The sequence below is a fragment of the uncultured Fibrobacter sp. genome, from assembly GCF_947166265.1.
Lineage (GTDB): Bacteria > Fibrobacterota > Fibrobacteria > Fibrobacterales > Fibrobacteraceae > Fibrobacter.
The window spans coordinates 132,017-157,000 of record NZ_CAMVDO010000002.1; the positions used below are offsets into that span (position 1 = coordinate 132,017).

Genomic DNA, 24,984 nt, shown 5'->3' on the forward strand with positions numbered 1-24,984 from the left:
GAATTTAGAGCATAAATCCTAGAAAAGATTCAATTAACAATGAATATACGGGCCTTTTTTAGGCATTATTCCCCGATGCGTTTAAAACTTCTGGGAATATTCAGGCGCCAGGTTCCCGAACTGAAGGACTTGTTACGGTTGATTTTCTTTATACGGATTTCCAGGAACTTTGCACCATCGAGTTCAAACACGACCCTCGACGGAGTTTCCACCCCCTCGAATTCCTTGAAATCATAAAAGCGGATCGTCTCCGTCTTTTCGCCTCGCCCCGTTCGCGAAAGCCAGGTTACATGCGGGCCCACCTTCTCGAAAGAAAACGGGCGCCCCGTCTTTTCGCGAGCGAATGTCACGCCTTCTTTCTGCGTAGAATCTCCGGACGGAACTTCCTCGAAATTCTCGGGTAACAGGCGACCGTCAAAAATGTCTGCCACCTGGTGGATATGCACCATCGGGAGCGCATCGCTATTCAAAAGCCCAACCATATAGCCAACGCCTTTCATATAAAGTTTTTCGGTCGGGAAAGTAATTTGCCAGCCCTCCTCTTGCCACAGAAGCGAAGCGACTCCTATGCCGAGCGGCCCCGTGAGTTCCATACGGTAACGCTTGCCGGGAACCGAGAAAAGCACCGCGTCGAATTCCTGCGTCGAACTATCCTGCACAATTGTCAGCTGGAACTTGGCGCGAAGGCTATCGCGGGGCGCCTCCTGAGCGCCATCGGATTCAGCGGCAGCAGGCTCAATCGTGGGCTTGTTCCCCGCACAACCGACAAGGACGCAAAGAGAAAACAGCACCAATATGGAACAGATAAGCTTCAACAAAAGATCCTTCGACTAAAATTTCGGCCCTTCGGCAAGCTCAGGGACCTTACCCCTGATGCCTACTTCTTAAAGAACTTCTTCACGGCAGGATGCTTCGGTTGCAACTTTTTCAATTTCTTGTAAGACGCCGTCGCTTCGGACTTCATGCCAAGCGCTTCCTGGATGGCCGCCATGTGTTCCCAATAGACAAAGTCATCTTCAAAGCGGAGGCTCTTGATTTGTTTCATCACTTCTAGCGCCTCGGCAAACTTACCCTTGCGATAAAGGCCCCACGCCCACGAATCAATGTAAGCCTCCAAAGACTCCAAAAGGCCACGCTTCGCAGAAATCAGTACAGCCTTGTCCACCAAGGCTATTCCCTTGTTCAGCTCCTCGGGAGAACGATTCAAGTCAATCAAGGTGTAACCGTAGTAATTCAGGACTTCGGCAAGGTCAATCGAGGCATCCGCAGAACCAAGCACATATTCAAACAGCGCAAAAGCCTCGTCGAATTTTTCCATACGTTCCAGATTCATCGCCATCAAGATGCGGATTTGCAAATCTGCGGAATCCTTCGCGGCAAGGTCCCTGTAGAACGCATCAGCCTTTTCACGCAGGGCCATCGACTTCTTGATCCGTGCAGAATCACCAATATCCTTCTGCCAAATTTCCTGCGCTTCCACGCACAAAATCCGGGCGTAAACGCTACGGAACTGGCGACGGTTGCGTTCGACATCGTTTGCCATCCGAACCATCGAGGCGGAATCGGCAATACCTTCCATCGGAGTCCACTTGTCCCACACGGAAATGAGCGAGTCGAGCATCTTGTACGCCTTATTGTACATCCTCGCGGTACCGTAAGTCAAGGCAAGTGCCGCCTTATCGCCCCCCATCGCAACGGAGTCCGCCTTTTCGGCGTAGCGAACGGCATCCTTCGGCTTATTTTCCTTAAAAGCGATTGTAGAAAGAACATGGTAGGCGCCCGTCACATAGACACGCTGATTTTCAAGCAGCTCGGCAGCGATTTTCAGGTGAGCCTTCGCACTATCCAGTTCACCATACATATTCTCGTATTGGCCTACGAAATACGCAAGTAACGGAGTCCGCACCAGGTCCACGGAATACTTTTTCTTAAGCATCGCAAATGCAGAATCGCGGTTACTTTCGGCCAAGGCACTCATCAAAAGGACAACCATCGCCTCGTCATCCTGCGTCGATTCCGTAAGCGTGTCTACAACGGCCTGGGCTTCCTTAATGCGTTTCTGGAACACAAGCCCCTGCACCATTTGCAAGAGCATTTTCTTGTCGCCGGTCGCCTCGTGACCCTTCGCAAAAAGTTCCACGACGGCAGAATCCTTATGCTGGTCCAGCAACAGTTTCAGCTGGCGCTGAAAAAGCGTCGGCATATAATTCACCTGCGGCAGGAGCAGGTCATAGACACGCGAAAGTTCCTTGCCATCTTGGATCGCTTCCAGGAACAAGCTGTAATCGTACAGGAGCGACATGTCCTGATAACGCGAAGAATCGAGCGCCGCGTTAAAATACTTGCGGCAGGAATCAGCACGACCGTCTTTCACATACAAGTGCGCAAGCAATCCCAGCTGAGACGCCGTCGCACGCCCCTTGAGCTGCTGGGCACGCTGGGCCTGAATCAGGGCTAGCGAATCGGCGCCCTGGGAGGCCATGATTTCTGCAAGCTTAAAGGCAAGATAGCGGTTGTACGGGTCAGATTCCGCAGCGTGTTGCCAGAACACGTTCGCAAGAGCGCGTTCCCCACGCAGTTCCATTTCCTGGGCGCGAATAAAAGACTCATGTGCCGCATCGATATTCTGCGGTAGTGCCGGTTCCTCGGCAGCGGATGTATCTGCCGTCGAAGGGGAATTATTCAGCTGCGCATTCGCCGCCACAAGGATTGCCGCAGTGTCTGCCGCAGTCAAACCGTCCTTTTTCGCCGATGAAGCGCAACCGCCAAACGACAACGCCACAGTCAAGAGCGCCGTTGCAACAGTAAGCGAAAAAAGCAAGGACTTCACGCGCACACTCCCTTAATCCGCAATCACGAAATCAATCTTGGAATCCGGAGGCAGGTAGTCGCCGAACTTAGGCATCGTTTCAATCACCGTTCCCGGAGCACGATTTTCCTCGTCCTTCTGGCGCTTAATCTTTCCAACTTTGAAACCGAGCTTTTCAATTTTAGCGTAAACGTTGTCAATCAGTTCTCCGCTGAAATCGGGGAGAAGCGTCTTGCCCTGGGTTGCACCCGCCGAAATGACAACCTTTACCGTGTCGCCCACGCGAACCTTCTGTCCAGCCATCGGAATCGTGCGAATCACGACACCGCGCGGAATGCTCTGGTGAGCGCCCTTCACAATTTCACCCTGCACAAGTCCTGCACGGACAAGCGAAATGGACGCCTGCTTTTGGCTTTTTCCACGAAGTTCCGGAATTTCCACTTCGCGAAGCCCCAGGCTCTTGGTCAACTTGACCGTGCGTCCGAGTTTTGCGATGCGGCCGGCCGCAGGCATCTGCACCAGCACAAGGCCTTCGGAAACCTGAGTACTATAGCGACCTTCCGCAAGCCATTCATACTTGAAGCCCGCTTCATCCAAAGCCTTTTCGGCCGCTTCCTGCGTCATGCCTTCGAGGTTCGGGACTTCGCCGGTCGAAGCAAAATGTCCCGAGAAAATCGGCATCACCAGCTTATCGACCGCAAATGCGAGCACAATCAAAAGAACAATCCAAATGCCAATGGCCTTCACGACCGGAGCCGTCTTGAGCCACGCTAAAACTTTATTCAAAATCGACTTTACTTTATCCATAACAAAACAAATATCAGAACTTTGGTTCGGCAGTGCTTCGGCAGGCTCAGCATACCAGTTCACCAAACTTTAAGGTCCCTGAGCTTGCCGAAGGGCCGTTCAAGCTTTATTATCCCTTTGTTGCCTTTTCTTGCAGGGCACTTTCGTCGAAGATCACGATATCCTTGCCGGTCATGGCGATCGCGTTTGCCTTCACCAGCAGAGAACAGATGCGGCTCACCGTTTCGCGAGTCGTACCCGACATATCGGCCAACTGCTGCTGGGTCGGGCGGTTATGAATCACCGTCACCATCTGGCCGTTATCCGTATGGATACGCATGCCGCGTTCTTCCATCAGGTTCAGGAGAGTACCCGCCACACGGCCACTTACAGACATGGTCGACAAGGAACCGATCTGCTTGTTCGCCTTACGCAGTCTCTTGCTCATTTCAGACAAAAGAGACATCGCAATTTCAGGCGTCTGGCGAATAAGCGTCAGGAACGGTTCACGGTGAATGATCATCAGCTGCGCATCGGTGACGGTGCGCACCGAGGCAGACCTCGGTTCGCCGTCGATGAGCGACATTTCACCAAAGAAGTCGCCGCGTTCCAAGAAACTGAGGATCGTCTCGCGCCCATCGACACCGGTCATGTAGACCTGCACCGTCCCCGATGCAATCAGGTACAGCGCCTTCATCGAGCAGTCGCCTTCGAGCACCACAGTCTCGTCGCGGTTGAAGTCCTGGACAACAACCAAATTGGCAAGCAAGCCAAGTTGTTCTTCCGTCAATTCAGAGAAAAGGTCTACCCCTTTCAAGAGTCCACATACATCGTTGTTGTCCATTTCCTTCTCCTTCTTTAGAACCTAGTCCAAATCTACGATAATGCTCTGGTCGCGCTTTGCACCGATCGAGATCATGCCGATCTTCACGCCCACGAGTTCCGCCATGCGGTTCAGGTACTTGCGGGCATTTTCCGGCAGTTCTTCGAGCTTGCGGCACTTGGTGGTATCGCACTTCCAGCCCGGCATTTCTTCGTAGACCGGCACGCAGCGGCCAACCTTGGAAAGCTGGTTCGGGAAATTCTCGATCTTTTCGCCGTCGCATTCGTAGTGAGTGCAAATCTTGATGGTATCAAAGGTGTCGAGCACGTCGAGCTTGGTGATAGCGAGGTGAGTCAGGCCGTTCACCACGGCAGCCTTGCGGACCACCGGAGCGTCGAACCAACCGCAGCGGCGGTTACGACCAGTCGTTGCACCGTATTCGTTACCAATCTTGCGGAGCGTGTCACCCGTTTCGTCCAGAAGTTCGGTCGGGAACGGACCGTTACCCACGCGGGTCGTGTAAGCCTTGACGACACCGACCACCTGGTCGATAGCCGTGGGGCCAATGCCAGCGCCGCAGCTTGCATAGCCTGCGACCGTGTTGCTGGAGGTCACGAACGGGTAAGTACCCTGGTCGACGTCGAGGATGGTACCCTGAGCGCCTTCGAACACCAGGCGCTTGCCGGCCTTCACGGCGGCATAGAGCATGGCGCTCACATCGCGCACGAACGGCTTGATCTTCTGGCCGAGTTCGAGGTAGTCCTTGATGACCTGTTCCGGATCGATTTCGGGAACATCGTACATCACCTTGAATTCTTCGTTGTGGACCTTGGCCATCGCTTCGACGCGGGGGCGAAGTTCGCGTTCGTCCATGAGGTCGCCCACGCGGACACCGATACGGTTCACCTTGTCGCTGTAGCAGGGGCCAATGCCGCGGCCCGTCGTGCCGATAGCGCCCTTGCCGGCCTTCTTTTCCTTGGCCTTGTCGAGGGTGGAGTGGTACGGGAGCACCACGTGTGCGTTGTCGGCAATGAACAGGCGACCTTCGGGGTTGATTCCCTTAGTGTGGAGGTCTGCGATTTCGGCAAGAGTCTGCACCGGGTCGAGCACCACACCGTTACCGATCACGCAAATCTTGTCATCATGCATAATACCCGAAGGAATCAGGTGGAAAACGAACTTCTTGTCGCCCACTTCCACGGTATGGCCGGCATTTGCGCCGCCCTGGAAACGCACGATGTAGTCTGCGTCCAGAGTCAGAAAATCAACAACCTTGGCCTTGCCTTCGTCACCCCATTGGGAACCGATTACAACACGATTTGCCATATATCCTTCATTGTTTTTTGACCCGGCGAACGAAACCCGAACAGGCAGCCCGCAGGTCGATTGCTTGTTAAACGACGAAATTCAAACGCAGGGGACTTCCCTGCGCCCTTTTTCGCCATAAAGATAGCAAAGAAGGACCAGGGGCTAGAGGTTAGCGACCTGGGTTAAGGGTGATTTTCTCGCCCAAAAAGGATCGGGGCATATAAATTCCGCAAAACGTAACCGCTTATATGCCCCTTTTCGCAAAACACAAATAAATTAATACCATTTTCATTCACATTTTCAACCAAGGGGCATATAAAAAACTCTAAACAGATCAAATTATACGCCCCCATACCAATCCCCAAATCCATATTCTCCAACAAACGCTCAAATGGGGCATATAAATCTTCCCAAAGGCAACCTCTTATACGCCCCACCATCATTTTTTCACCTTTACAGCCATCGAAAAATCCCTGCAAAATGAAAAAGGGGCATATAAAACATCTCAATACCACATTCTTATATGTCCCACCCCCTAAAAACACCCATTTTCACATCTTTCCTAACGATATCGTTATAAAAAATTGCCTTTAGGCCCGCCCTTCCCCTTCTGATTTTTGTATATTGTAAGCAAATAGTTTGTTATATCGCCACGAAGGAGTGCAACTCCTCGTGGCTTTTTATTTTTCAACAGAGGAATTATGGAAAACAATCAAAAAATAGTGAACCGTTCGCCAATCATAACCGCCCTTCAAGAACAAACGGACATCTATCAAAACACCCTGGACAACCTAACAAAGAAACTTCGCAACGCACCAAAGGAGACCCTAAGGGTTCAACCACACAAGAAATCGTTTCAATATTACATCGTCACGCAAAAGGGCGACACGAAGGGCTCGTACCTTCCCCGCAAAGAAATTCGCAAGGCAAAAGCCATTGCGCAGCGAGACTACAATGAAGCGGCGGCGGCCATCATCAAAAAGCAACTTGCGGCCATCGACACATTCCTCAGGGCATATCAGCCCAACGCACTCGACCAAGCCTTCACCGGGCTGCATCCGGGCCGCCGCGCACTTGTGACGCCCGTGCGAGAACCAGACGACGAATTCATCGCCGCATGGCTGCATCATCCTTATACGGGTAAGCCCTTCGAAATCAATGCCCCCGAATTCTACACCAGCACGGGCGTGCGCGTCCGCTCGAAATCTGAAGTCATTATCGCAGACGCGCTCAGTCGCGCTGGCATTCCCTTCCGCTACGAATACCCCACAAGCGTCAAGGGCTGGGGTACGCTCTACCCCGATTTCACCTGCCTCGACACGCGCACCCGCGAAGAAATCATCTGGGAGCATTTCGGCCTTATGGGCGACCCGGACTACACCGAAAGCACCGTTCAAAAAATCGCCCACTATACCGCCAGCGGCTACACCCTCGGCAAAAACTTCATCGCCACCTTCGAAAACGCCGCAAGCCCGCTCTCCGTCAAGCAAGTGCAGGCATACATCAAGTCATTGCTGATGTAGAGGCTCTGCTTTTAAAAAATTGTATGCTTTCCCACCCAGTACGTCATCTATACTATATTATTCTGAATCCTTGAGACAGCGGATGCTGCCTAACTCATTTTTTTCCGTAGAGTTGAGACGTGCTTTTTCTCCATATCGATCGTTGACCGAGGCCCCATCCATAGATAGCCGGTAGGCCAACGTGGAACCATTTTCTGTAGAACTCCAAAAAAAAGCTCGATACATGGTCGTTCCATCATTATAGTGGTAATAGCCGGTAGGAATCACAGAAAATCCGTATGTGTCATCTCCATTGCCAATGTCACCCCATCCGCCTTGCGATTTAAGATATTTGCCACCACGACTTATGTATGAAGAATTGTCGAAACCGTAAGACATGTCTATAAACCGGAATAGCGCATTAAATTCATCTTGACTGGGAATATGCCACCCCTCAGGGCAGATACCTTGGGGCGCACCGTTCGTCGCAGCCGCCCAAGTGTAGCGTTGTCCATGCACGGCACAATCACCAGCAGTTAGCGAATCGATAACCCCGCCACCGCACAAGATTGCACCCTTGAGACTTGGGGATTCCGCACTGTCGGCATAGTTCAGATTCTGAGCCATCCATGTTTGTTCACCAAGCCTTATGGTCTTATAGACTTGATCATCACGTTCGTCAAGGAATTCGCCGTAGACTAAATCTTTGTTCAAGTAAGTTGCAGATGCAGCGTATTTGCATTTGTGGCCTTCAGGGCAGTTGGCGGCATAATAGCCATCTTCCTTCACTCCTGCGGGGAATCTCTCGTCGATAAAAATATCATCGGGATCATAATCCATGAGACACCTAAGAGCGTGTTCTCCTCCACGCGCATAAGAATTGTCCATTTTTGACTCTGTCAAATTGAATTCAATACTGCTCAATTCACGATTACCACCAGGGTTATAGATAAAATAACTTGCAATTTTGTTGCCATAATACATGGCACCTTTGTCATTGGCGTACATGGTAGAATCGCCTACAGCATTTTTAAAGTCTAAAAAATCGCTCCAAGTCGGAATATGCCAACCCTTAGGACAAAGGCCTCGTCTAAACAGAGGATTTACTTCCTCAAACTGCCTTGCGGAATCAAGGGCCTGCGCCTCGGTATATGTAGATTGGTTACTGCCGTATTTGTAATCCAGATCGTGCGCCATCCACACTCTAGTATATTTCTTAAATTTTTCAGTTTTGTTGACGGTAAAGGTTTGGGACAAATTGATCGTCAGAGTCTTGTAGGTCCGATTGTCACGCAAGTCTGTGAGCGAGTTCGTTTCAGGATCGTACACACTATTGTCGTCTTTGGGTTGTTCGATGCGATTGTAGCAGTAATTTTTCTTCTTGGATTCAAGATCCATGTAAATATACCAGTCCCACTTTTCAAGATCTACATCATAATCGCATAGGAAAACATCGTCCGTTGGGGTGTAGTAGGCACGGGTACAAGCGAGTTCCTGCGTACAGGCGATTTTGTCAGACATCTTACTCCAGCAGAAATCCCAACTGCAGGCTACGTCTTTATTTACAGAAGAGGATGACAAGCTCCCCTTTCCGCTAGATGATGACTTTGCCGATGTTGAACTCGGTTTTGTCTGATCCTCGGACTCAATCCATTTCTCACCATTACACTCGTAATTTAGCTCAACATCCGATACATATACTTTCTCGCCCTTGACATCCATATTGCAGGCATAGGTTCTCAGTTCGTCTTTGTCGGCAACACTTCGGTCCGTTGCGGCAGAACTAGAATCCCCGCAAGCCAATAGCGTAAGCGTGGTTAACGCAACGGCACACACCAAGCATTTCCTTATCGTCATTTTCATAAAAAATTCAAACATATATTTTACCCCCGTTCGTAACTATTCAAAAATATAAAAAAACGCCACCGATTGTGGAAATCAAGGAAAAATACAAAATGTTACAAAAATCTTACACCAAATATACAAACTACGTATCGGAATGTTTACACATATAAACTAAGTTTTGCCGGCACTCACTTATTGGGGAAAATACGAATAAACTAGCCACTAAAGTTGCTATAACGACCAGTTCCTGGTTCCGTTCGTCATCTCCATCAGCAAGCGCCCAATCCATGGCGAAGATGGACACGACTTGCGTTATCACAAGAGTGCCGATAATAAGCACTGGATTAACTACCTGACCGGTGTTGCCATCATCACGGATATGGCTGACAACATAAGAATCATCCCGGTCACCGCATTCGACAGCGGCTTCTTGCAGTAATTCATACTGACTTCAAACAAAAGAGACCTGGCTTCATGGCAGGTCTTTTTTAATGATTTTTTCAATTCAATTACGGCACCTCGACAGAATCGAGAATCTTCTGCACGACGGTTTCGGCGGAAACTTCTTCCGCTTCAGCCTCGTAGCTGAGGATAATGCGGTGGCGGAGCACTTCCATCGCGACGGCCTTCACGTCTTCGGGCGTCACGTAGGCACGGCCCTGGATAAACGCATGGGCCTTTGCAGCCTGGGCAAGGCCGATGGATGCACGCGGAGAGGCGCCCACTTCCACAAAGCCCACCAAGTCGCTGCGCTTGATGCTGCCCGGATCGCGGGTCGCAAGCACCAGATTCACGATGTATTCGCGAACGCGTTCGTCCACATACACCTGCTTCACCAGCTGGCGGGCGGCCAGAATGTCTTCCTTCGTGGCAACAGCCTGCGGCTGACGGAGCCCTGCACCGGCAACGGCGTCGAGAATCTTCATTTCGTCGGCCTTGTTCGGGTAAGATACCTTCACCTTCAAGAGGAAACGGTCCACCTGAGCTTCGGGCAGCGGATACGTACCTTCCTGTTCTATCGGGTTCTGCGTGGCAAGCACCAGGAACGGTTCGTCCAGCTTGAACGTCTCATCGCCAATGGTGATGTGGCGTTCCTGCATGGCTTCGAGGAGGGCGCTCTGCACCTTCGACGGCGCACGGTTAATTTCGTCAGCAAGCACCAGGTTCGTAAAGAGCGGCCCCTTGCGGGTCTCGAACTTCGCTTCCTTCGCGTTGTAAATCGTGGTACCCAGCAAGTCGGCCGGCAACAGGTCGGGAGTGAACTGGATGCGCTTAAAATCCAGCGACACGGCATCGGCAAAAGCCTTCACCGCAGTCGTCTTGGCAAGGCCCGGCAAACCTTCCAGCAGCACGTGACCGTCGGCCAAGATACCCGTCAGAATGCTTTCCACCAGAGCCTTCTGGCCAATCACCGTCCCTTCCACTTCACGCAGCAAATTCATGCAGAATGCGCTCTGCTGGCGCACCTTTTCCGAAAGTTCCTGAATATCCATTTAGTTAACCTCTATGATTTTTACGGACATTAAAATACAAAAATTGCCCCGAGAAAAACAAATTACGCCCCTTTATGTTACATTTATTGCGTAACATGGTGCATTTTACCGAAAAAGATCTCAAAATTTACGAGGAAAAAATCCTCAAGCAGCCGCAGCCCCTGCCCGACAAAAAGGGATTTAAGCAGTTCCTGATACTCTTCGGAATCGTATTCGCAATTTTCGTTTTCGCATTACTTCGCGGACCACGCGGCCGCCCTGAAGACGGTTTACTGTTCACCATCGCCAGCGACCCCTCCGTAATCAAGAGCCTTCAACTTTGGCACGTTTTCGAATTTGCCAAGTTCCTCCCCGCATTCGGGATTTTCATCTGGTATTCGACATGCATCCCCTTTTTCAATAAGCACATCTGGAAAGACAAGGATCCGTCAGCGAACCTCCCTCCCGAAGATTTCTGGCTCAGGAACTTCAAGATTGCCCTAAGCATCGCATCATTCCTTTTCTTCTTTTCCCTTGAAACTTTCGCCCGCGGGAAATACGACGGCCTGTTCTATTCCGGCCTGGGCCAGCCTGCATACATCATCGCGCTAGGCTACCTGGTCGCATCTACTTTGTACATCATCAACGCGTTCTTCCCCATAATCAAGAGGCTCCGCCCCAAGTACGGCATAACCCTGCTCGCCTTCGCCGCAATCCTCGAAACATGCGTCAAGAACTGCTTTTCGTAAAGGCATAGACGGGGGAAGAATCCCCCTGGTTGCAGCCGCCACGCGTCTTCCACCACCCCCACACCTAGGGGGACACCCCCTAACACCCCCGCTTTCTACCATCCAAAGAAACTGATGGTCAAAGAATATCTATCAACATCAGAAATCTTTTCCTGTTTTTCAGGATTGTAACTATAGTACCCGCGTTTATACGTCAAATCTCTACCATATCGAAATTCAAGACTAACCCTTGTGACATAATACGGAATGAAGGATATATACGTTCCACATCCCATTTCATCGTAAAAAATTGGAGCCGAGGGGCCGACATTAAGCATCGAAGCCGACTCTTCTATAGCCATCGCTTCACGACCATTCCTAGACAAATGCTGAGTCAAACCTATACGGAAATTATCCCCTATCGGCAACTGTTCTATAAGCGATATACCACCACCCCATTGGAAATACTTGTGTTCTACTTTTTCCAATTGCCACACCCATAGGTTGCTCCACCCCATCACACCAAAATAATCCGTTACAAGTCCCGCCTGCACATAGGGCGTCACAAAATCAAAACCGAATCCGTACTTGAAATATCCCATGCTTTTTTGAAGAGAAAATTTAAAATCAAACGGCCATTCTTCACGAGTTGCATAATAATGATCTTTATACCATTCATCAGAATGCTCTAGTGTCTTAACCCCTTTCGCAACATGTTCTTCTACAAGAGTCAAATCTCCCCAATACGCAGAAGCAGAAATGTCTTTCACAAAAGCATCTTCACTTTTTTCCATAAATGAAGCCGCAGACGGAGGGCGTATAATGGCAACACTGCACCCCACCAAGAGCAGGGTGCACACCGCCAAGATAATCCACAAAATTCCGCGAGCCATTATCTACAAAATAGAATATCCAGGCAAAACCCGGATTCATTCCATCTGCCAATTTGCAAACTTTATCAAATAAAATAGACAACTTTGCATCAGAAAAAGAGATGCCCACAGGCATGACTAGTAAAGTGTAGAGAATAGCACTGCGCAAGCCATCGTTTATTTCTTCTTCGCTTTTGGTGCAGGTAGTTCCGGCAACATGGCATCCAGAAGCTTCGCCAAAAATTTGCCATCTTCAATCTGTTCGTCAGTCACGCGGAGCATAGGCTTTGCACCGTCGTAGGGCAACTGTTTTTTTGCGCCGGGGAGCATCTCCAAGGCCGCAGGCACGGGCTTTACCAGCAGGCGGTCGTCGTAGATTCCGCCGAAGATTTTTCCGTCGGCATACAGAATATACTCGCCCATCATCTTGCGGGTCGTCACGCGCAGTTCGCCCTTGAACTGCTGCAAAACGTAATCACGGAATTTTTCAGTACTCGGCATATAAAAATCCTCAATAGATTGCTTCGGCCCCTCCCTTCGACAAACTCAGGGACCTTGTGCCTCGCAACGATGGTTTTCATAATATACAAATTAATTTTGTATATTATTCCCATGCTCAATTATCTATTCCTGTTACTCGCCATTGTCGCAGAAGCTGCCGGCACTACATTCCTCAAGATGTCGGAACAGTTTACCAAACTCGTTCCTTCCATCGCCTCGCTTGTCTGCTACGTGGCATCGCTCTACCTGTTGAGTCTATGCCTGCGCACCATCCCCATCGGCATCGCGTACGCTACCTGGTCGGCGCTCGGCATCGCGCTTATAACAATAAGCGGCATCTTCTTTTTCAAGCAGATGCCGGACTTAGGCGCCATCATTGGGCTTATCCTAATTATCTCAGGAGTTGCCGTACTGAATCTATTTTCGAAGATGGACATCCACTAGGTTCACAGAACCTTTTCCATATACACGCACTCAAACGTGTCATGATGGGCCTTACCGTTTGCATTTAAACGGTAACCCATTTTTTCGTAGAAGCCTTCAAGGCCCATGCGGCTAGAGATGCAAGCCTTCCTGATTCCTGCCTCGCGCATCCACTTTTCAGCTTCGGCAACGACAGCCTGGCCTAGATGCTTTCCGCGGTATTCCGGTAGCACTACGACGCGTCCGATTTCGGCAACACCGTCGACGGTATCGCCTACCTCGAACCAACGGCACGTGGCAACCGGGTAAATATCATCCAGAGCAAGAATGTAATGGCAGTTTTCGCCATCATGCGCATCGACTTCGGCTTCAAGCGGAATCTGGTATTTACGCATCATTGCGGCGATGCGCACGTAATAGGCTCCCGCCCGTTCACATTCCTTTGTAACGCGGATGATATCCATACCTTTATTCAGACATCATTTCTTCGAAGGTAATTTCACCGGCAAGATAGGCCTTGCACTTACCAATCATATCGGCATAAACTTCCGCACGATCAGTTTGTGTCACGTTTTCCCTGCGAGTCTGTTCCTCATACACAAGCGCACCACCGTCGCACCGATATTTAGAACGAACAATAGTCCCATAAATATCAGCATCATCATCAAATTCTTCATCTCCTTCAGCCAAAGCAAGCATGGTGTTACATCCAGACACACTCCCTATTTCCATCGACATTCTTCTATTCACGGTGAAACCACTTCCATCAAAGGTAAGATTTTCTCTAATGGCGGTTTCAAGCCCGTTGAAGATGCCCGTTCCCGCAAGTTCCCAGTAATCGCCATCCGGTTCGCCTTCGCACAAAACGTCAAGGGAATTCTTGGAAGGATCCAGTTTCGACAACAAATCGATAAAGACCATCAACTCGTCGCGAGTGATTCCAAGTTTATCAAGTTCCGGTTGCAAAACTTCATCCGGAATCAACGCATACACCTTGTCAAGCCCCGAAGTGGGAATCCAGTCTTCGTCTATACAGGTAAACGTGACTTCCTGTTCCAATACGGTAACCGTCTTGACAGCGCCCGTCTGGCAACTTTTCTCTATCTCGAAGCTAGGGTCCGCATCGCCCAGTTTTTCTTCAAGGGCCTTAAGCATCATCATCTGTTCCGAGGTAAGTACCGCACTTTCAACCGGAGTGCTCGCACTGGAATTAACATCCTTTTCTCCGGAGTTACTTTCGCTAGAACCCACCGGCGGATCATCGTCAAAGTTACGGACTTTAGAAGAACTCGAACTCAAGCCGTTATCGGCTTCACCAGCCGAGCTAAGAGTCCCTGCGCTAGAGCTAAGGGTTGTTTCGCCCGCACTTGACACGGGGGTATCGGAACTGGCAGACGTTGAACTTTCGCAAGCAACCATGGCAAAGGACATGGCAATGGCGGTGGCAAGAAGTTTTGTTCTCATAATAGGTCTCCTATTTTTTTGATAACATAATAAAAAAGGAATAACCCGTCAACATCCATTTTCCGAACAAACTTCCTCAGGTCCCCAGGTTCTATTCGTCTTCGGATAGACCCATCAGACTCATAGCCGCTTTCCAGGTTTCCTTGTTTTCGAAGCCATCGCGTATGCCGCCGCCGTAGCGGGCATGGGCGAATTCCTCAACAAGAGCCTCCCAGCCTTCGAGTTTACCCTCTTTTACCATAGCGTCCAAATTGACCGCGGAGGCGGCGGATACTTTCTTTGCGGCAGGCCCTTCGACAGGCTCAGGGACCTTGCCGGCGGAATCTTTTTCAGCGGGCGCATATCCAGCGGATTTTCCTGCGGGCCCTTCGGCAAGCTCAGGGACCTTGCCGGCGACATATTCCTTGCAAATGCTTTCGAGTTCCAGGAGCCATTCGCGACTGTCGGCAGAATTCACTCGCTGCTTGAGCACCAGCATTTTTTCGCGCAGCGCCTCTTGAGCGGCATTTCTTGCCGCCACTGCAGCCCGTGTCGAGGCTCGGCGCTTTGCACGCCACAGTCCCGCCAAAAGTACACATACGGCAACCACAAGCCCCACCGCAATCGGAAGCGGATTGAACGGCTCGTTTACACGCACCGCGATGCTTTCGCTACGCAAGTCTAGCGGGCGCCCCACCTGGGTCGGAATTTCAAAACGCATTGCAGGCACATTCAGCGCCCCCGTATCTTCGGCCACAATCTTGTAGGTGAAAGTAATCGAGGCGATTTCCTTGCCGTCCTTTACGGAACGCGCCGATTCCTGCGACATTCCCACTTGCGTAAGTCCCTTCGCATTCGCAGAACCCGTCGGCACCACCAAAAGCGCACTCCCCTGAACACTCCAGCTGACCGTTACAGGAAAATCAAACGTATCGCCCACCGTAACCGCAGGCATTCCGCCCTCCGGCCCGGAGACAATCGAAATTCCGAGTTGCTCGGGCGACGGCAACTCAATTTCCGGTGCAGAGATAACGCTGGAATCAACATCTAGAGATTGCTTCGCTCCGTTCGCCATGACGTTTTCATTCAAAGAATCATTTTCCATACCCCAAAATATACCAAATTGCCATCCTCCATTTCTATTCTACGTCAATATGCTAAATAAAATAAACCTTTCAAATATTCGTTTTCAATTTATTATATTAACGACTAATATAATTTCTGTATCCGGAGCACTCTCTATATGAAATTTTCCAAGAACCGAATACTGCCCTACATCACCGCAGCATCTATCTCTGTATTTTTCGCCTGTGGCAACGACAGCAGTTCTTCCCCCAATTCCGAAAACGTAGAACCTGTTCCCGGTTCGTCGGCAACGGTATCCGATTCTACGAACACCCCCGACAATCCGCCGCTTTCCAGCGAAAGCTCCGTAGAGACGTCTTCGGAAACCACGCCGGTCGATCAGTCCAGTTCTGCCGAACAAGCCGACCCAGGCATCGTGGAATCCAGTTCTTCCATAGCCGACGCCCCGGCTAGCAGCACCTCCAAGTTCCTTCGTGAACCCACCGAAGAAGAAATTGCCGAGGAACGCATCTACACCGCAAATTCCGCCACGGCCGATTTCCAGGACCTGCCTACCGTATACAAGAACCTCGACCCAACCGACAAGGTGGCATTTGTCATTCGCCATGCCCAGCGCGAAAAGAGCACCGGCGTCGAATCGCAGCTGACCGAAAAAGGGATAGAACAGTCAAAGACGCTCGGCACCTACCTCGTATCCGATGAAGATTTCGCCTACGGTTCCACCAATTTTGTCCGCACCCGTGCAACCGCACAGTACATTTCGGAAGGCCGCGGTCAGGAATTCCCCGAACCGATCGTTCTCCCGGAACTTGTCGCAAGCACCTTCGTTGCTGACGAAGAAAAGTTCAAGGCACTCATGACCGAAGCAGGCTACATCGACGAAGCCTATATGTATTCGGAATGGGCATACGACGGAAAATACACCGAAGCCTTCAACGATTTTGAAAAGACCGGCGTCCAGATTATTACCCAGGCCATTCTCCCGAGAATGTCCACCGAAAAACGCGTGAACATCTTTATCAGCCATGACATGTTTCTCGGGCCTTTCATCGCTTACTGTACCAACAAAGAAACCAAGGTGTTGCGTAAACACGCTATAACGACCGAAAATTGCACCGACTGCCGCTGGATACAATACCTCGAAGGAATCGCCATTATCGTAAAAGCAGACGGAACCCGTAAATACGTGCCTGTTTCGGGCAACATGTTGAACAAAAAGTAAGTACGACAACCGAATAAATCATTCAACGTATTTCGCATAGAGGAAGCCCCCGACCTTGGTCGGGGGCTTCCTTAAACGAGAGACTTTAGTTTTTATTCAGCGATGCGAATGGTGCGCACCCAGTTGCTTGCGCCCTGCTTCACGCGGAGCATGTAGTTGCCCTGGCGCAGGTTCAGCGGAACCTGTTCAGCATTCTTCATGCTGAAGTTAGAGACAACCCTACCCTGCATGTCCATCACGGTCACACGGGCAAGATCCGCATTCGGGAGCTGAATCTGCAAGAAACGACCTTCAACGTTCACGCTCAGCTTGCCTGCCGGAGCAGAAACGCTCACCAGTCCCTGTGCCTGTTCTTCAATCAGGTCCTTACCGTCGGGGCCCTTCAGCGACAGGCCAGAAATATCAACCTGCGGATTGTCCATCAGGTTCAAGGACAGGTAATAGATCAATTCGGCGCTGTTCGCGGTGAATTCACATTCGATGGTGAGTTCATCGGTATAGCTCAGCTTTTTCGCGGCACCGCAATACTTCTTGGTATCGTCAAGAGCGTCGGCATAAAGTCCGTACGTGAGCCAAAGGAGCGTATTCGCCGTTGTAGCCGTCGGATGCGTCTGAATCGCCTTGAACGAAAGCTTGTAGGTTGCCCCCGGAGTGAGCCCGCTAATGTTGCGGCTTATTTCGCGGTGGTCGCCCTGCGGAATCACCTTACCGATGTGAACACCCGACTGAGATTCATTTTCAAGTTCTGCCGTAATGGAATTCCAGCCATAAGCGCCCGAATTCTTGTGGTATTCAATAACCGCATTGCACGAATCCGGAATCACAATTTCCTGCGGAGTAGAAGGCTGTAGCTTGGGGTCGGCAAAATTCACCATGTTTCCCGACATCAAAAGACCGGTCAACAGACGCAGGCTGGAGTGGAAATATCCCGGCTGCTGCGACATCAACGCACTGTAGTTCGTACGAAGCTTGTCACTGTACTTTTCATCAATAATCAGCACGGAACTCAGAGAACCGATGGAAGAACCATTGGCCTTACAACCGTTAGATTTACAGGGTTCTCCCTGCATATTCGCAGTTCCATCCGTCTTCATGTTGATGTAAAGCTGGCCAAAGGGCTTAGTGTTCACCCAGCTAGCAAGCTTTTCAGACAAGTCCTTCGCCTGGGAGTGTCCATACCAGGCATAGCTCCAGGCCCAACGCCACGGGGCACGCACTGCATCGTAGTCGTAACCGGCAAAGTTGTAGCCGTTGTTACCCGTAATCGGACCATAAGGCGAACTCATGTTAGCCCAGCCCGAAGGAATACCCGTGCTAGAGTTACGGTTTCCAAGGAGGATATTGTAGTTGGTCGAAATAGCCTTGCTCCAGAAGCTTGCATCGTCAAGCTCCTTGAAGATTTCATAGGCAGCTGGGCTCACGTAACTCGGGTTCAGATACGGATCCCACTGGTTACCCACCTTATGGCGACCATCGCTCGCGAATTCCTGCTGACGCATATTCGCAATCAGAGTCGCAGCAGCCGTCTTGTACTTAGTGTCACCAAACTGATGGTAGGCCATAGCCAAGGCAAAGGCCACATCTTCTTCGGCATCGGTTGCACCACCAGTACCCTCAGCGCCACCAAAGCCACTGATTTTCCAGTCCATGATGCCATTACGCGAATGGGACTGGTAGTATTTCCAGAGCTTGTCAAACTGACTCTGGTAGCTCTTGGTGTTGTTACTGAAGTATACGCAAAGAATCATGCCATAGCCGATACCTTCGGACACGGTCACGCTTCTGGTATCGAACTTGATACGGGCCTGATCTCCACTTTCTTCGTAGAAATCTTTCATGTACGTTTCAAAATGTTTCAACAATTCCGTAGAAGCATTCTGCCCAGCACAATTCACGTATTCTACAATGTTCTTGGCATACGGATAAGTTTGTGCCTGCGGATAAGGGAACTTTACCGCAGCCATAGAAATTGTCGAGGCGGCCAAAAGGCCTGCAAAAATCAAGCGTTTCATTACTTATTCCCCCAACGAATGGTCTTCATCGCCGAAGAACTCTTAACCGTTACAATGTAAAGGCCCTTCGGCACATTGGAGAAGTCAACCGTATTCGTACCGGCAGACATATAGCGAGATGCGTTACGGGCAATATTGCGACCGGCCACATCAAGCACCTGAATGTTCACGAACCCGGAACGTTTCACATCCACCACAAGCTGGTTACCACGCATATAGGCGTTCGTAGCAAGGTTCTTGCGGGTCTGCGGAACGATATAGTCAGTACCATCAAGACCAAATGCCTTCTTCGCCTGGGCTTCCGTTTCAGCATTGCCAGCCCCAATGGTCACAGTAATGTAACCAACAAAGCCTTCGTACTGTTCCGTTTCGGGAACTTCACCCTTGATAATGATAGTCGCATCCTTGTCACCAGCAACAAGTTTGTCATCCTGCTGGGTGGCATAGCCCTCAGGGAGAATAGTGTAAGTGGGAATAGCCCCACCACGAGCCTTGAGCGTAAACATCTGCGTTGTAGAATTCTTCTCGACAGTCTTATTCCCAAAGTATTTCGGATCAAGCCCCTGTTCAGCTTTCTTAAGCGAGAAGGTAAGCGTCGTATCGATAGCGCGGAAACCAGCAATAGCCTTTGCCGTTGCATGAATATGGGCCGTACCCAGGGACTTGAAGGTTGCAATCCAGACCTGCTGATTCTTGTTGTCGCCATAACATTCGTTGCTGGAGCAAGTGGCCTTTGCCACGGAAACAACATCCGGATTGTCAGATTCGTAATTAATTTCGGCACCTTCGATCGTCTTCCTAGACACCTTCATCAGGTATTCCAGTTTGGTAGAAGCAGCCTGTCCCGAATAGTTCGAGCAACTTCCGCCACCGCCAATGCGACAAACGACATCCGTCTGTCCAAAGGTCTGGCTCGGAACAGCGGTAATCACAACAACCGACTGGGAATTGTCGTTACCCGTCATCACGGCGTAACCCGGACCCTTGATATTAACGGTACCCGCTTCGATTGTTGCAACTGTAGGATCGCTAGAAGTATAGGTACAAGAAGAGCTAACCTTGCCCGTGACCGAGCCATCCAATTCGCTTGCCGTCACGGCCTTAAAGGCGCAGGAGCCTGTATTCTTACCCGCAACCAGCAATTCAGCCCAATTTCTGTCGTTCTTGTGCTTTGTCAAGTAAGCCTTCACGAGGCTTCCAGAAGTCGTATAAGAGGCAGCATCCAGGGCAGACTTGGAGTTAAGCACCGTGGAACCGGAGAACATGGCAGAAGCTTCCTTCTTTCCACCAACCGTTTCGTGGCGCAAGGACCAGTTGCAGTTCGGGATGTTCTTGGAATCCATGTAGCTAGTCCATTCGTTCGTGTTGCCAGAACTGACAGACCCCGCACCGCTTGCTTCGGTGGTACCCCATTCCGTAATAAAGACAGGACCGCTGCAGCTTTCAATATTGCTCTTGAACTGAGACAGCGGATGCGATGCCGCATAGAAGTGGAAAACATAACCAACGTTTTTCAGGTTCACCTTGCCACAGCTACCGTTGCCCATCTGCGACCAGTTGGGCGTACCGACCAGCGCCAAGTTTTCCGAGCCGCTGTTTCTAATGGCAGAAATCACGGTATTAGCATAGCTTGCGATTTGGTCAGCTCCGGTACCTACCGGTTCGTTATAGACTTCCCAAATAATGTTCGGGACATCCTTGTACTTCGCCGCCATGCGGCCAAAGAAATCCGTCGCCTTTGCCGTTTCGTTTTCGGCGTTATGGCTGTGCCAGTCCACAATGATGTAGATATCGTTGGCGATAGCGGCCTTGACCATGTTGTCAAGCTGCGCTTCCTTACCGGTCGGGTTGCCAAAATAGGAGTTCGACGCGTTAATCGCATTTTCGGTACCATCCTGACATCCGCCACCGTTACTGTTATAGCAATGGATACCCATTGCAAAGCGGAAAACGTCGATGCCAAGCCTATCGGCAGCCCAGCTAATCACTTCGGAATTGTAGTACGGCGTACCCGTGGCATCGGACCAGAAAAGGCTCATACCACGCAGCATCACCTGCTGGCCAGTTTTCAGGCTTACAATTTGTTTGCCGCTTGCCCCCAACGTACCATAAACCGAAACCGGTCCCAGTCGCTGAGGTTTTGCGTCGACCGCTGCCTGAGCAAACGACACAGCACAAGCAAGCATTGCTATCGATAGAAATTTCTTCATATTACTCTCTCTCGTTTTTGCAATCCACACCCGATTACAAAGATAATATTAGTAACCCCAATTCACACCATTTTTTCCGAAATTCTTTGTTTACATAGGTAGACAAAAAGGCCTTTTTTCAAAGGCCTGTGAAGAAATTCACACTTAGACGGGGCGATATGCCCCGAAAAAGCTACTAAATTTTAACAAATCCGCCATTCATCAAGGTGCTGTACATGAGCGTCAGGATTTCCTTGAAGTAGGTACCCGTATAGCCCACGGCCTGGTACGCATTGACGGACGCCGTGAAGTAGTCAAAGCAGGCGTTGTACCATGTCGGATTTACACCAAGGCCCATCAGGCAGTACGCACCAATGTAGTGTTCGCCAGCCGTCTGGCTTTCCGAAAGAGCACCCGTGCTATAGTTGTAAGACGTTTTCGGCAAGGAAGCCGGAGTGTTCGAAGTAGCAGTCGAAATGAAGTCAGCCATCTTGGTCAGAATCTCGCTAGACTCGGGGCTCTGGTTCCAGTAGTAGTCCCACGCAATACGCCACGGCACACGGACCGATTCCTTGTCAAACAGCATGTAGGTATTTGCAGCAGAACCATTCCTGGGATCAACCGGTTCACCAGCCGCATTCGACCAGTCCGGGAAGAGGGGAACAGCTCCAGCAGCCTGGATGTTTTTCATATAGAGGTAATTTGCATTGAGGATGTCAGCCCAGCCACCTTCAGGTTGCACTTCCGCAAACATACGGAGCGCTGCCGGAGAGAAATAGCTCAAGTTATAGACATCCTTGTTCGCCCAGGTATCACCCGGACGGATCAAGTTGTTAGCAGGGTTAATGCCCTTGTTCTTGATAGCCGTCAACAAGACCTTGGCATCTTCCAGGTAATGCGCGTCGCCCCACTTTCTGTAGGCCAGAATCAGAGATGCGGCCACGTCAAGGTCGGCATCGAGGGCCGCAGCCGTCGAAACCGTAGAGCTGAACGACAGGAGTTCCCACGGCATCAGTTTACTGATGTTGTAGCCACGGGCGATAATGTTGTAGGCCCACAGCTGGTTGTACAGTTCCTGGTCGTCATGGAAATAGGCAATAAGCATACCGTAGCCAATACCTTCGGACACGGAACAGCCAATCTTGTTCGTAAGCGCAGCCGTAATGGGACCGCCCTTCCAGGTCGTCAACCCTTCAAGCGCGCACTGGTTCTTGTTTCCGCCATCCCAGATCACACGCGCAGGGTTCGTAGTCGCCTGGGAACCCATCGTTGTTGTAAGAGTGCTCTTGGCAAGGTCATCTTCGTACATGGCGTAGTTCAGGGTAGAACCACCGGCCTTTTCTTCTTGCAAGGTGATAATCCAGCGGGATTTCCACGTTGCATACAAAGCCTTTGCACTAGCCATATTGGCAGTAGGAGCCAAGGACACTGCCGAAGGAGTACCACCCGAAGCAGAAGAATTGAGGTCCGGATTGGGGTTCGGATCGCCACCTTCCGAAGCAGAAGATACGCCCGGAACATCGGGATTGGGCGGAACATCGGACGCCGAAGACAGGTCTACCGGTTCATCCGAAGCTGCGGAAGAAGAATCGTCACTTCCGCAAGCGAACAAGCCAAAAGCCAGCGGCATGGCCAACAGGAAATGTTGAAAGCGCATAAAGCCTCTTTATTGGGGTTGAAAATTTTTCTCTAATATATATAAAAAAAGGGATTCCGTCTAACCGGAATCCCCTTTTTTTGAGAAATCTGTGAGGAAGATTACTTCACGAGAATCTTCTGGCTCATGTGGACGGACTTGCCGGACACACGGACCATGTAGACACCTGCATCGAGGCTGGAGAGGCTGATGGAAGAAGCGACCTTGCCGCTCTTCACAACCTGGCCCTGGAGGCTCACGATTTCGAACATGCCATCGTTGATGCCATTGAACGAAAGGGTACGGCCAGAGAGCGTAGCCTTGACACTACCGGCAGCGGCAGCAGCCTTGATGCTGATCGGAGCATCGCCGCAAGCAGCATGACCATCACCGTCAGCCTTGCAAGAGAAGGAAGAAGGTTCGGTAGCAGCAACGGACTTGCCACCCTTACAGGTACCATCAGGACCAACTTCGAAGATACGGAGCTTACCGTCAGCAGCGGAAGCACCACCGTCGAGCTTGAACTTCACAGACTGAGCGGCAGCGAAGGCTTCAGCACAGGAACCAAGCTTGTTTTTAGCGTCAACCCAGCTCGGCTGCTTGAAGTCAGCAATCTTGGAGCTAACAGTCGTCGGAGTCGGAGAAGCCTTGAGGGTCACAAAGCAGGATGCGTCACCAGAGGTAGCTTCTGCAATTTCGAGGGTAACGTTGATGTCAGAGGTATAGGTTGCGCAAATACCACCGGCAGCGGTGAGGTCCAGAGGATCCTTGGCGCCGTTCACAACATTGAAGCCGAAACCGACGAAGTTGTACGGATATTCAGCAGTCTGACCGGTCGTGGTCGGGTCTTCCAGGTGGAACTGAATCACAACGTAACCGAGGTTTTCGATTTCCGGAGCGATCATGGAGCCATAGTAACCCGTGGTGTCGAACGGATACATGGCATAGGAACCACCATGGTCGTTCTTACGGTCATCGTAGTCGTACCAGTAACCCATCGTGGTGGTGGGGCAGTCGGTGTAATCGTAAACGCAGTCACCACCAGTGGCGACCTGCTGGTCAGAACCGTCGAACCAAAGCGACGTATTGACAGTCTGTGCCATTGCGAGGGAAGCAACGGACGCGATTGCTGTTGCAAAGATTTTCTTTTTCATAGTATCTCTCTCTTTTGTTTTCCAACATTGGAAAACGGGTTTGGGTTAAAATATATATTCTTTTTTTTAAAAAAGAAGGGTTAATAATGTAAATTCACGAATGTATGTGATATTTTACACTATTTCTTCTTTTTTACGGAGTAATCCACGTCCGGACGGAGCTGCAAGCCGATCGTCACCATCAGCGAAACGATGTTTTCGTTGTGGTCCTGGCTCAAGTCGTAAACGGCGACTCCCGCCATGCCATCGTCCTTTACCATGCCACAAATCGCCTTCATCGAGGGAATCCCGGTGAACACGATCGTTTCAGCATCGCTTACCGCCACTTCGGATGCAGAAGATTCGTCAAAGGAAACCTTGTAGTCAGGGGCTTCGAACTTTTTCATGAGTTCCTTGTACGACAGGAATCCTTCGTTTCCGCTACCGATTCCCTGGTGAGAAGAACCTAGGCCAGAGGCACCGGCAAAGGACTTACCGTAAAGGGGAACGACCGGAATAATCTTGTCCTTGGAGACACCCTTGCCGGTAAGGCCGTCAACGGCACCTTCAATATCCTGCTTGGACAGGTTCGGCTTCACCGAAGATTCAGATTCACTCATCTGGTCGCCCACCATGACCACCACGTAGTCCGCCTGGTTCAAGGCGTCGGAATAGGCATCCATAGTATTGCCATAGGCGAGTACCGAAACTTCCTTGGAAGAAAGCTTGGACTTGAGGGCGCCCACGATCTTGCTGATCGCTTCGGCATCTTCGGCGGTGGCGTTCTGCCAGTCGAGTTCGACACCGGCGAGGTTGTACTTTTCGACCCATTCAGAGGCGGCATCGCAGAAGGTCGAAAGCTTGGAATCGTCTTCGGCGATAGCCTTCAGGTTTCCTTCCACCTCAAAGCCACCCAACGAGGCAATCAGCGAAACATTGTTTTCGGCGGCACTCTTTGCGAGTTCTTCGAACTGCGGAGCGTCGTTTTCGTCGGCAAACGCAATCGAGCCATCTTCGGCAGGAGCCAAAGAAGAATAATGGATATGCGTCACGAACTGGTAACGGACATCCTTCGGGTAGAACTGGCTATACTGTGCCCAGTAAGGGAAGTAACCCACCACCCTGAATGGGGCGGCAACGGCGCAGGCAACGAGGGCTGCAATGGCAAGCAAAAACATCTTTTTCATAACGGTA

23 protein-coding genes are annotated in these 24,984 nt (G+C 50.6%); 5 read left to right on the top strand and 18 right to left on the bottom strand.

Annotated features, from left to right (window positions below; genetic code table 11):
* Positions 1-65: 65 nt before the first annotated feature.
* From Q0W37_RS01790 to Q0W37_RS01815, 6 genes are all read right to left on the bottom strand, one after another.
* Positions 66-815 (bottom strand): hypothetical protein, encoded by a 750-nt coding sequence (locus Q0W37_RS01790; protein WP_297698194.1) that lies wholly within the window; start codon positions 813-815, stop codon positions 66-68.
* Positions 816-877: 62 nt separating this feature from the next.
* Positions 878-2,830, bottom strand: coding sequence for a hypothetical protein (locus Q0W37_RS01795; protein ID WP_297698195.1), 1,953 nt, complete (start codon positions 2,828-2,830; stop codon positions 878-880).
* A gap of 12 nt (positions 2,831-2,842) precedes the next feature.
* Positions 2,843-3,595: a PASTA domain-containing protein gene (locus Q0W37_RS01800; protein ID WP_297698197.1), complete on the bottom strand. Its 753-nt coding sequence runs from the start codon at positions 3,593-3,595 to the stop codon at positions 2,843-2,845.
* A gap of 130 nt (positions 3,596-3,725) precedes the next feature.
* Positions 3,726-4,439 carry a Crp/Fnr family transcriptional regulator gene (locus Q0W37_RS01805; protein WP_297698199.1) on the bottom strand — a complete coding sequence of 238 codons (714 nt, stop codon included), beginning with the start codon at positions 4,437-4,439 and terminating at the stop codon, positions 3,726-3,728.
* A gap of 21 nt (positions 4,440-4,460) precedes the next feature.
* Positions 4,461-5,744, bottom strand: coding sequence for an adenylosuccinate synthase (locus tag Q0W37_RS01810; protein ID WP_072979041.1), 1,284 nt, complete (start codon positions 5,742-5,744; stop codon positions 4,461-4,463).
* A 164-nt stretch (positions 5,745-5,908) separates the two neighbouring features.
* The gene (locus Q0W37_RS01815) at positions 5,909-6,241 is read right to left on the bottom strand and encodes a hypothetical protein (protein ID WP_297698200.1); all 333 of its coding nucleotides are present in this window, start codon (positions 6,239-6,241) and stop codon (positions 5,909-5,911) included.
* A gap of 186 nt (positions 6,242-6,427) precedes the next feature.
* Between Q0W37_RS01815 and Q0W37_RS01820 the strand changes: the two genes are divergently transcribed.
* The gene (locus tag Q0W37_RS01820) at positions 6,428-7,249 is read left to right on the top strand and encodes a hypothetical protein (protein WP_297698202.1); all 822 of its coding nucleotides are present in this window, start codon (positions 6,428-6,430) and stop codon (positions 7,247-7,249) included.
* A 57-nt stretch (positions 7,250-7,306) separates the two neighbouring features.
* Here Q0W37_RS01820 and Q0W37_RS01825 read toward each other — a convergent pair whose 3' ends face one another.
* On the bottom strand, positions 7,307-9,085 hold the full coding sequence (locus Q0W37_RS01825; RefSeq protein WP_297698203.1) for an FISUMP domain-containing protein: 1,779 nt from the start codon (positions 9,083-9,085) through the stop codon (positions 7,307-7,309).
* 295 nt (positions 9,086-9,380) lie between these two features.
* On the opposite strand from Q0W37_RS01825, the gene Q0W37_RS01830 reads away from it, so the two are divergent.
* Positions 9,381-9,512: a hypothetical protein gene (locus Q0W37_RS01830; RefSeq protein ID WP_297698205.1), complete on the top strand. Its 132-nt coding sequence runs from the start codon at positions 9,381-9,383 to the stop codon at positions 9,510-9,512.
* A 70-nt stretch (positions 9,513-9,582) separates the two neighbouring features.
* Here the strand turns inward: Q0W37_RS01830 and Q0W37_RS01835 are convergent, their stop codons facing one another.
* The gene (locus tag Q0W37_RS01835; RefSeq protein WP_173317355.1) at positions 9,583-10,566 is read right to left on the bottom strand and encodes a MoxR family ATPase; all 984 of its coding nucleotides are present in this window, start codon (positions 10,564-10,566) and stop codon (positions 9,583-9,585) included.
* Between the two features lie 74 nt (positions 10,567-10,640).
* Here Q0W37_RS01835 and Q0W37_RS01840 point away from each other — a divergent pair, with 74 nt between their 5' ends.
* On the top strand, positions 10,641-11,294 hold the full coding sequence (locus Q0W37_RS01840) for a hypothetical protein (protein ID WP_297698209.1): 654 nt from the start codon (positions 10,641-10,643) through the stop codon (positions 11,292-11,294).
* A gap of 95 nt (positions 11,295-11,389) precedes the next feature.
* Here Q0W37_RS01840 and Q0W37_RS01845 read toward each other — a convergent pair whose 3' ends face one another.
* Positions 11,390-12,166: a hypothetical protein gene (locus tag Q0W37_RS01845; protein ID WP_297698211.1), complete on the bottom strand. Its 777-nt coding sequence runs from the start codon at positions 12,164-12,166 to the stop codon at positions 11,390-11,392.
* A gap of 156 nt (positions 12,167-12,322) precedes the next feature.
* Entirely contained in the window at positions 12,323-12,646 is a 324-nt protein-coding gene (locus Q0W37_RS01850; protein ID WP_297698213.1) for a TfoX/Sxy family protein, read from the bottom strand.
* Between the two features lie 111 nt (positions 12,647-12,757).
* On the opposite strand from Q0W37_RS01850, the gene Q0W37_RS01855 reads away from it, so the two are divergent.
* Positions 12,758-13,090 (top strand): multidrug efflux SMR transporter, encoded by a 333-nt coding sequence (locus tag Q0W37_RS01855; RefSeq protein ID WP_297698215.1) that lies wholly within the window; start codon positions 12,758-12,760, stop codon positions 13,088-13,090.
* Positions 13,091-13,092: 2 nt separating this feature from the next.
* Here the strand turns inward: Q0W37_RS01855 and Q0W37_RS01860 are convergent, their stop codons facing one another.
* The 3 genes from Q0W37_RS01860 to Q0W37_RS01870 all read right to left on the bottom strand — a co-directional run bounded on the left by Q0W37_RS01860 (position 13,093) and on the right by Q0W37_RS01870 (position 15,617).
* On the bottom strand, positions 13,093-13,533 hold the full coding sequence (locus Q0W37_RS01860; RefSeq protein ID WP_297698217.1) for a GNAT family N-acetyltransferase: 441 nt from the start codon (positions 13,531-13,533) through the stop codon (positions 13,093-13,095).
* Between the two features lie 4 nt (positions 13,534-13,537).
* The gene (locus tag Q0W37_RS01865; RefSeq protein WP_297698218.1) at positions 13,538-14,533 is read right to left on the bottom strand and encodes a hypothetical protein; all 996 of its coding nucleotides are present in this window, start codon (positions 14,531-14,533) and stop codon (positions 13,538-13,540) included.
* 91 nt (positions 14,534-14,624) lie between these two features.
* On the bottom strand, positions 14,625-15,617 hold the full coding sequence (locus Q0W37_RS01870; protein ID WP_297698220.1) for a BatD family protein: 993 nt from the start codon (positions 15,615-15,617) through the stop codon (positions 14,625-14,627).
* Positions 15,618-15,755: 138 nt separating this feature from the next.
* Here Q0W37_RS01870 and Q0W37_RS01875 point away from each other — a divergent pair, with 138 nt between their 5' ends.
* Positions 15,756-16,820, top strand: coding sequence for a histidine phosphatase family protein (locus tag Q0W37_RS01875; protein ID WP_297698222.1), 1,065 nt, complete (start codon positions 15,756-15,758; stop codon positions 16,818-16,820).
* A gap of 92 nt (positions 16,821-16,912) precedes the next feature.
* Here the strand turns inward: Q0W37_RS01875 and Q0W37_RS01880 are convergent, their stop codons facing one another.
* The 5 genes from Q0W37_RS01880 to Q0W37_RS01900 form a co-directional block, all read right to left on the bottom strand.
* Positions 16,913-18,832: a glycosyl hydrolase family 8 gene (locus tag Q0W37_RS01880; RefSeq protein ID WP_297698224.1), complete on the bottom strand. Its 1,920-nt coding sequence runs from the start codon at positions 18,830-18,832 to the stop codon at positions 16,913-16,915.
* Positions 18,832-21,042: a cellulase family glycosylhydrolase gene (locus tag Q0W37_RS01885; protein ID WP_297698226.1), complete on the bottom strand. Its 2,211-nt coding sequence runs from the start codon at positions 21,040-21,042 to the stop codon at positions 18,832-18,834. Before Q0W37_RS01885 ends, Q0W37_RS01880 begins: the two co-directional genes overlap by 1 nt.
* 175 nt (positions 21,043-21,217) lie before the next feature.
* Positions 21,218-22,678 carry a glycosyl hydrolase family 8 gene (locus Q0W37_RS01890; protein WP_297698228.1) on the bottom strand — a complete coding sequence of 487 codons (1,461 nt, stop codon included), beginning with the start codon at positions 22,676-22,678 and terminating at the stop codon, positions 21,218-21,220.
* Positions 22,679-22,779: 101 nt separating this feature from the next.
* On the bottom strand, positions 22,780-23,811 hold the full coding sequence (locus tag Q0W37_RS01895) for a T9SS type A sorting domain-containing protein (RefSeq protein ID WP_297698230.1): 1,032 nt from the start codon (positions 23,809-23,811) through the stop codon (positions 22,780-22,782).
* Positions 23,812-23,930: 119 nt separating this feature from the next.
* Complete coding sequence (locus tag Q0W37_RS01900; protein ID WP_297698232.1) at positions 23,931-24,977, bottom strand: glycoside hydrolase family 18 protein; 1,047 nt, start codon at positions 24,975-24,977, stop codon at positions 23,931-23,933.
* Between the last annotated feature and the right edge of the window lie 7 nt (positions 24,978-24,984).

Excerpts from the sequence above, each read along its gene's own strand:
- Q0W37_RS01805 (WP_297698199.1), bottom strand. The coding sequence starts at position 4,439 with ATGGACAACAACGATGTATGTGGACTCTTGAAAGGGGTAGACCTTTTC.
- Q0W37_RS01810 (WP_072979041.1), bottom strand. The coding sequence starts at position 5,744 with ATGGCAAATCGTGTTGTAATCGGTTCCCAATGGGGTGACGAAGGCAAG.
- Q0W37_RS01820 (WP_297698202.1), top strand. The coding sequence starts at position 6,428 with ATGGAAAACAATCAAAAAATAGTGAACCGTTCGCCAATCATAACCGCC.
- Q0W37_RS01825 (WP_297698203.1), bottom strand. The coding sequence starts at position 9,085 with ATGACGATAAGGAAATGCTTGGTGTGTGCCGTTGCGTTAACCACGCTT.
- Q0W37_RS01835 (WP_173317355.1), bottom strand. The coding sequence starts at position 10,566 with ATGGATATTCAGGAACTTTCGGAAAAGGTGCGCCAGCAGAGCGCATTC.
- Q0W37_RS01840 (WP_297698209.1), top strand. The coding sequence starts at position 10,641 with ATGTTACATTTATTGCGTAACATGGTGCATTTTACCGAAAAAGATCTC.
- Q0W37_RS01845 (WP_297698211.1), bottom strand. The coding sequence starts at position 12,166 with ATGGCTCGCGGAATTTTGTGGATTATCTTGGCGGTGTGCACCCTGCTC.
- Q0W37_RS01850 (WP_297698213.1), bottom strand. The coding sequence starts at position 12,646 with ATGCCGAGTACTGAAAAATTCCGTGATTACGTTTTGCAGCAGTTCAAG.
- Q0W37_RS01855 (WP_297698215.1), top strand. The coding sequence starts at position 12,758 with ATGCTCAATTATCTATTCCTGTTACTCGCCATTGTCGCAGAAGCTGCC.
- Q0W37_RS01860 (WP_297698217.1), bottom strand. The coding sequence starts at position 13,533 with ATGGATATCATCCGCGTTACAAAGGAATGTGAACGGGCGGGAGCCTAT.
- Q0W37_RS01865 (WP_297698218.1), bottom strand. The coding sequence starts at position 14,533 with ATGAGAACAAAACTTCTTGCCACCGCCATTGCCATGTCCTTTGCCATG.
- Q0W37_RS01870 (WP_297698220.1), bottom strand. The coding sequence starts at position 15,617 with ATGGAAAATGATTCTTTGAATGAAAACGTCATGGCGAACGGAGCGAAG.
- Q0W37_RS01875 (WP_297698222.1), top strand. The coding sequence starts at position 15,756 with ATGAAATTTTCCAAGAACCGAATACTGCCCTACATCACCGCAGCATCT.
- Q0W37_RS01880 (WP_297698224.1), bottom strand. The coding sequence starts at position 18,832 with ATGAAACGCTTGATTTTTGCAGGCCTTTTGGCCGCCTCGACAATTTCT.
- Q0W37_RS01885 (WP_297698226.1), bottom strand. The coding sequence starts at position 21,042 with ATGAAGAAATTTCTATCGATAGCAATGCTTGCTTGTGCTGTGTCGTTT.
- Q0W37_RS01890 (WP_297698228.1), bottom strand. The coding sequence starts at position 22,678 with ATGCGCTTTCAACATTTCCTGTTGGCCATGCCGCTGGCTTTTGGCTTG.
- Q0W37_RS01895 (WP_297698230.1), bottom strand. The coding sequence starts at position 23,811 with ATGAAAAAGAAAATCTTTGCAACAGCAATCGCGTCCGTTGCTTCCCTC.
- Q0W37_RS01900 (WP_297698232.1), bottom strand. The coding sequence starts at position 24,977 with ATGAAAAAGATGTTTTTGCTTGCCATTGCAGCCCTCGTTGCCTGCGCC.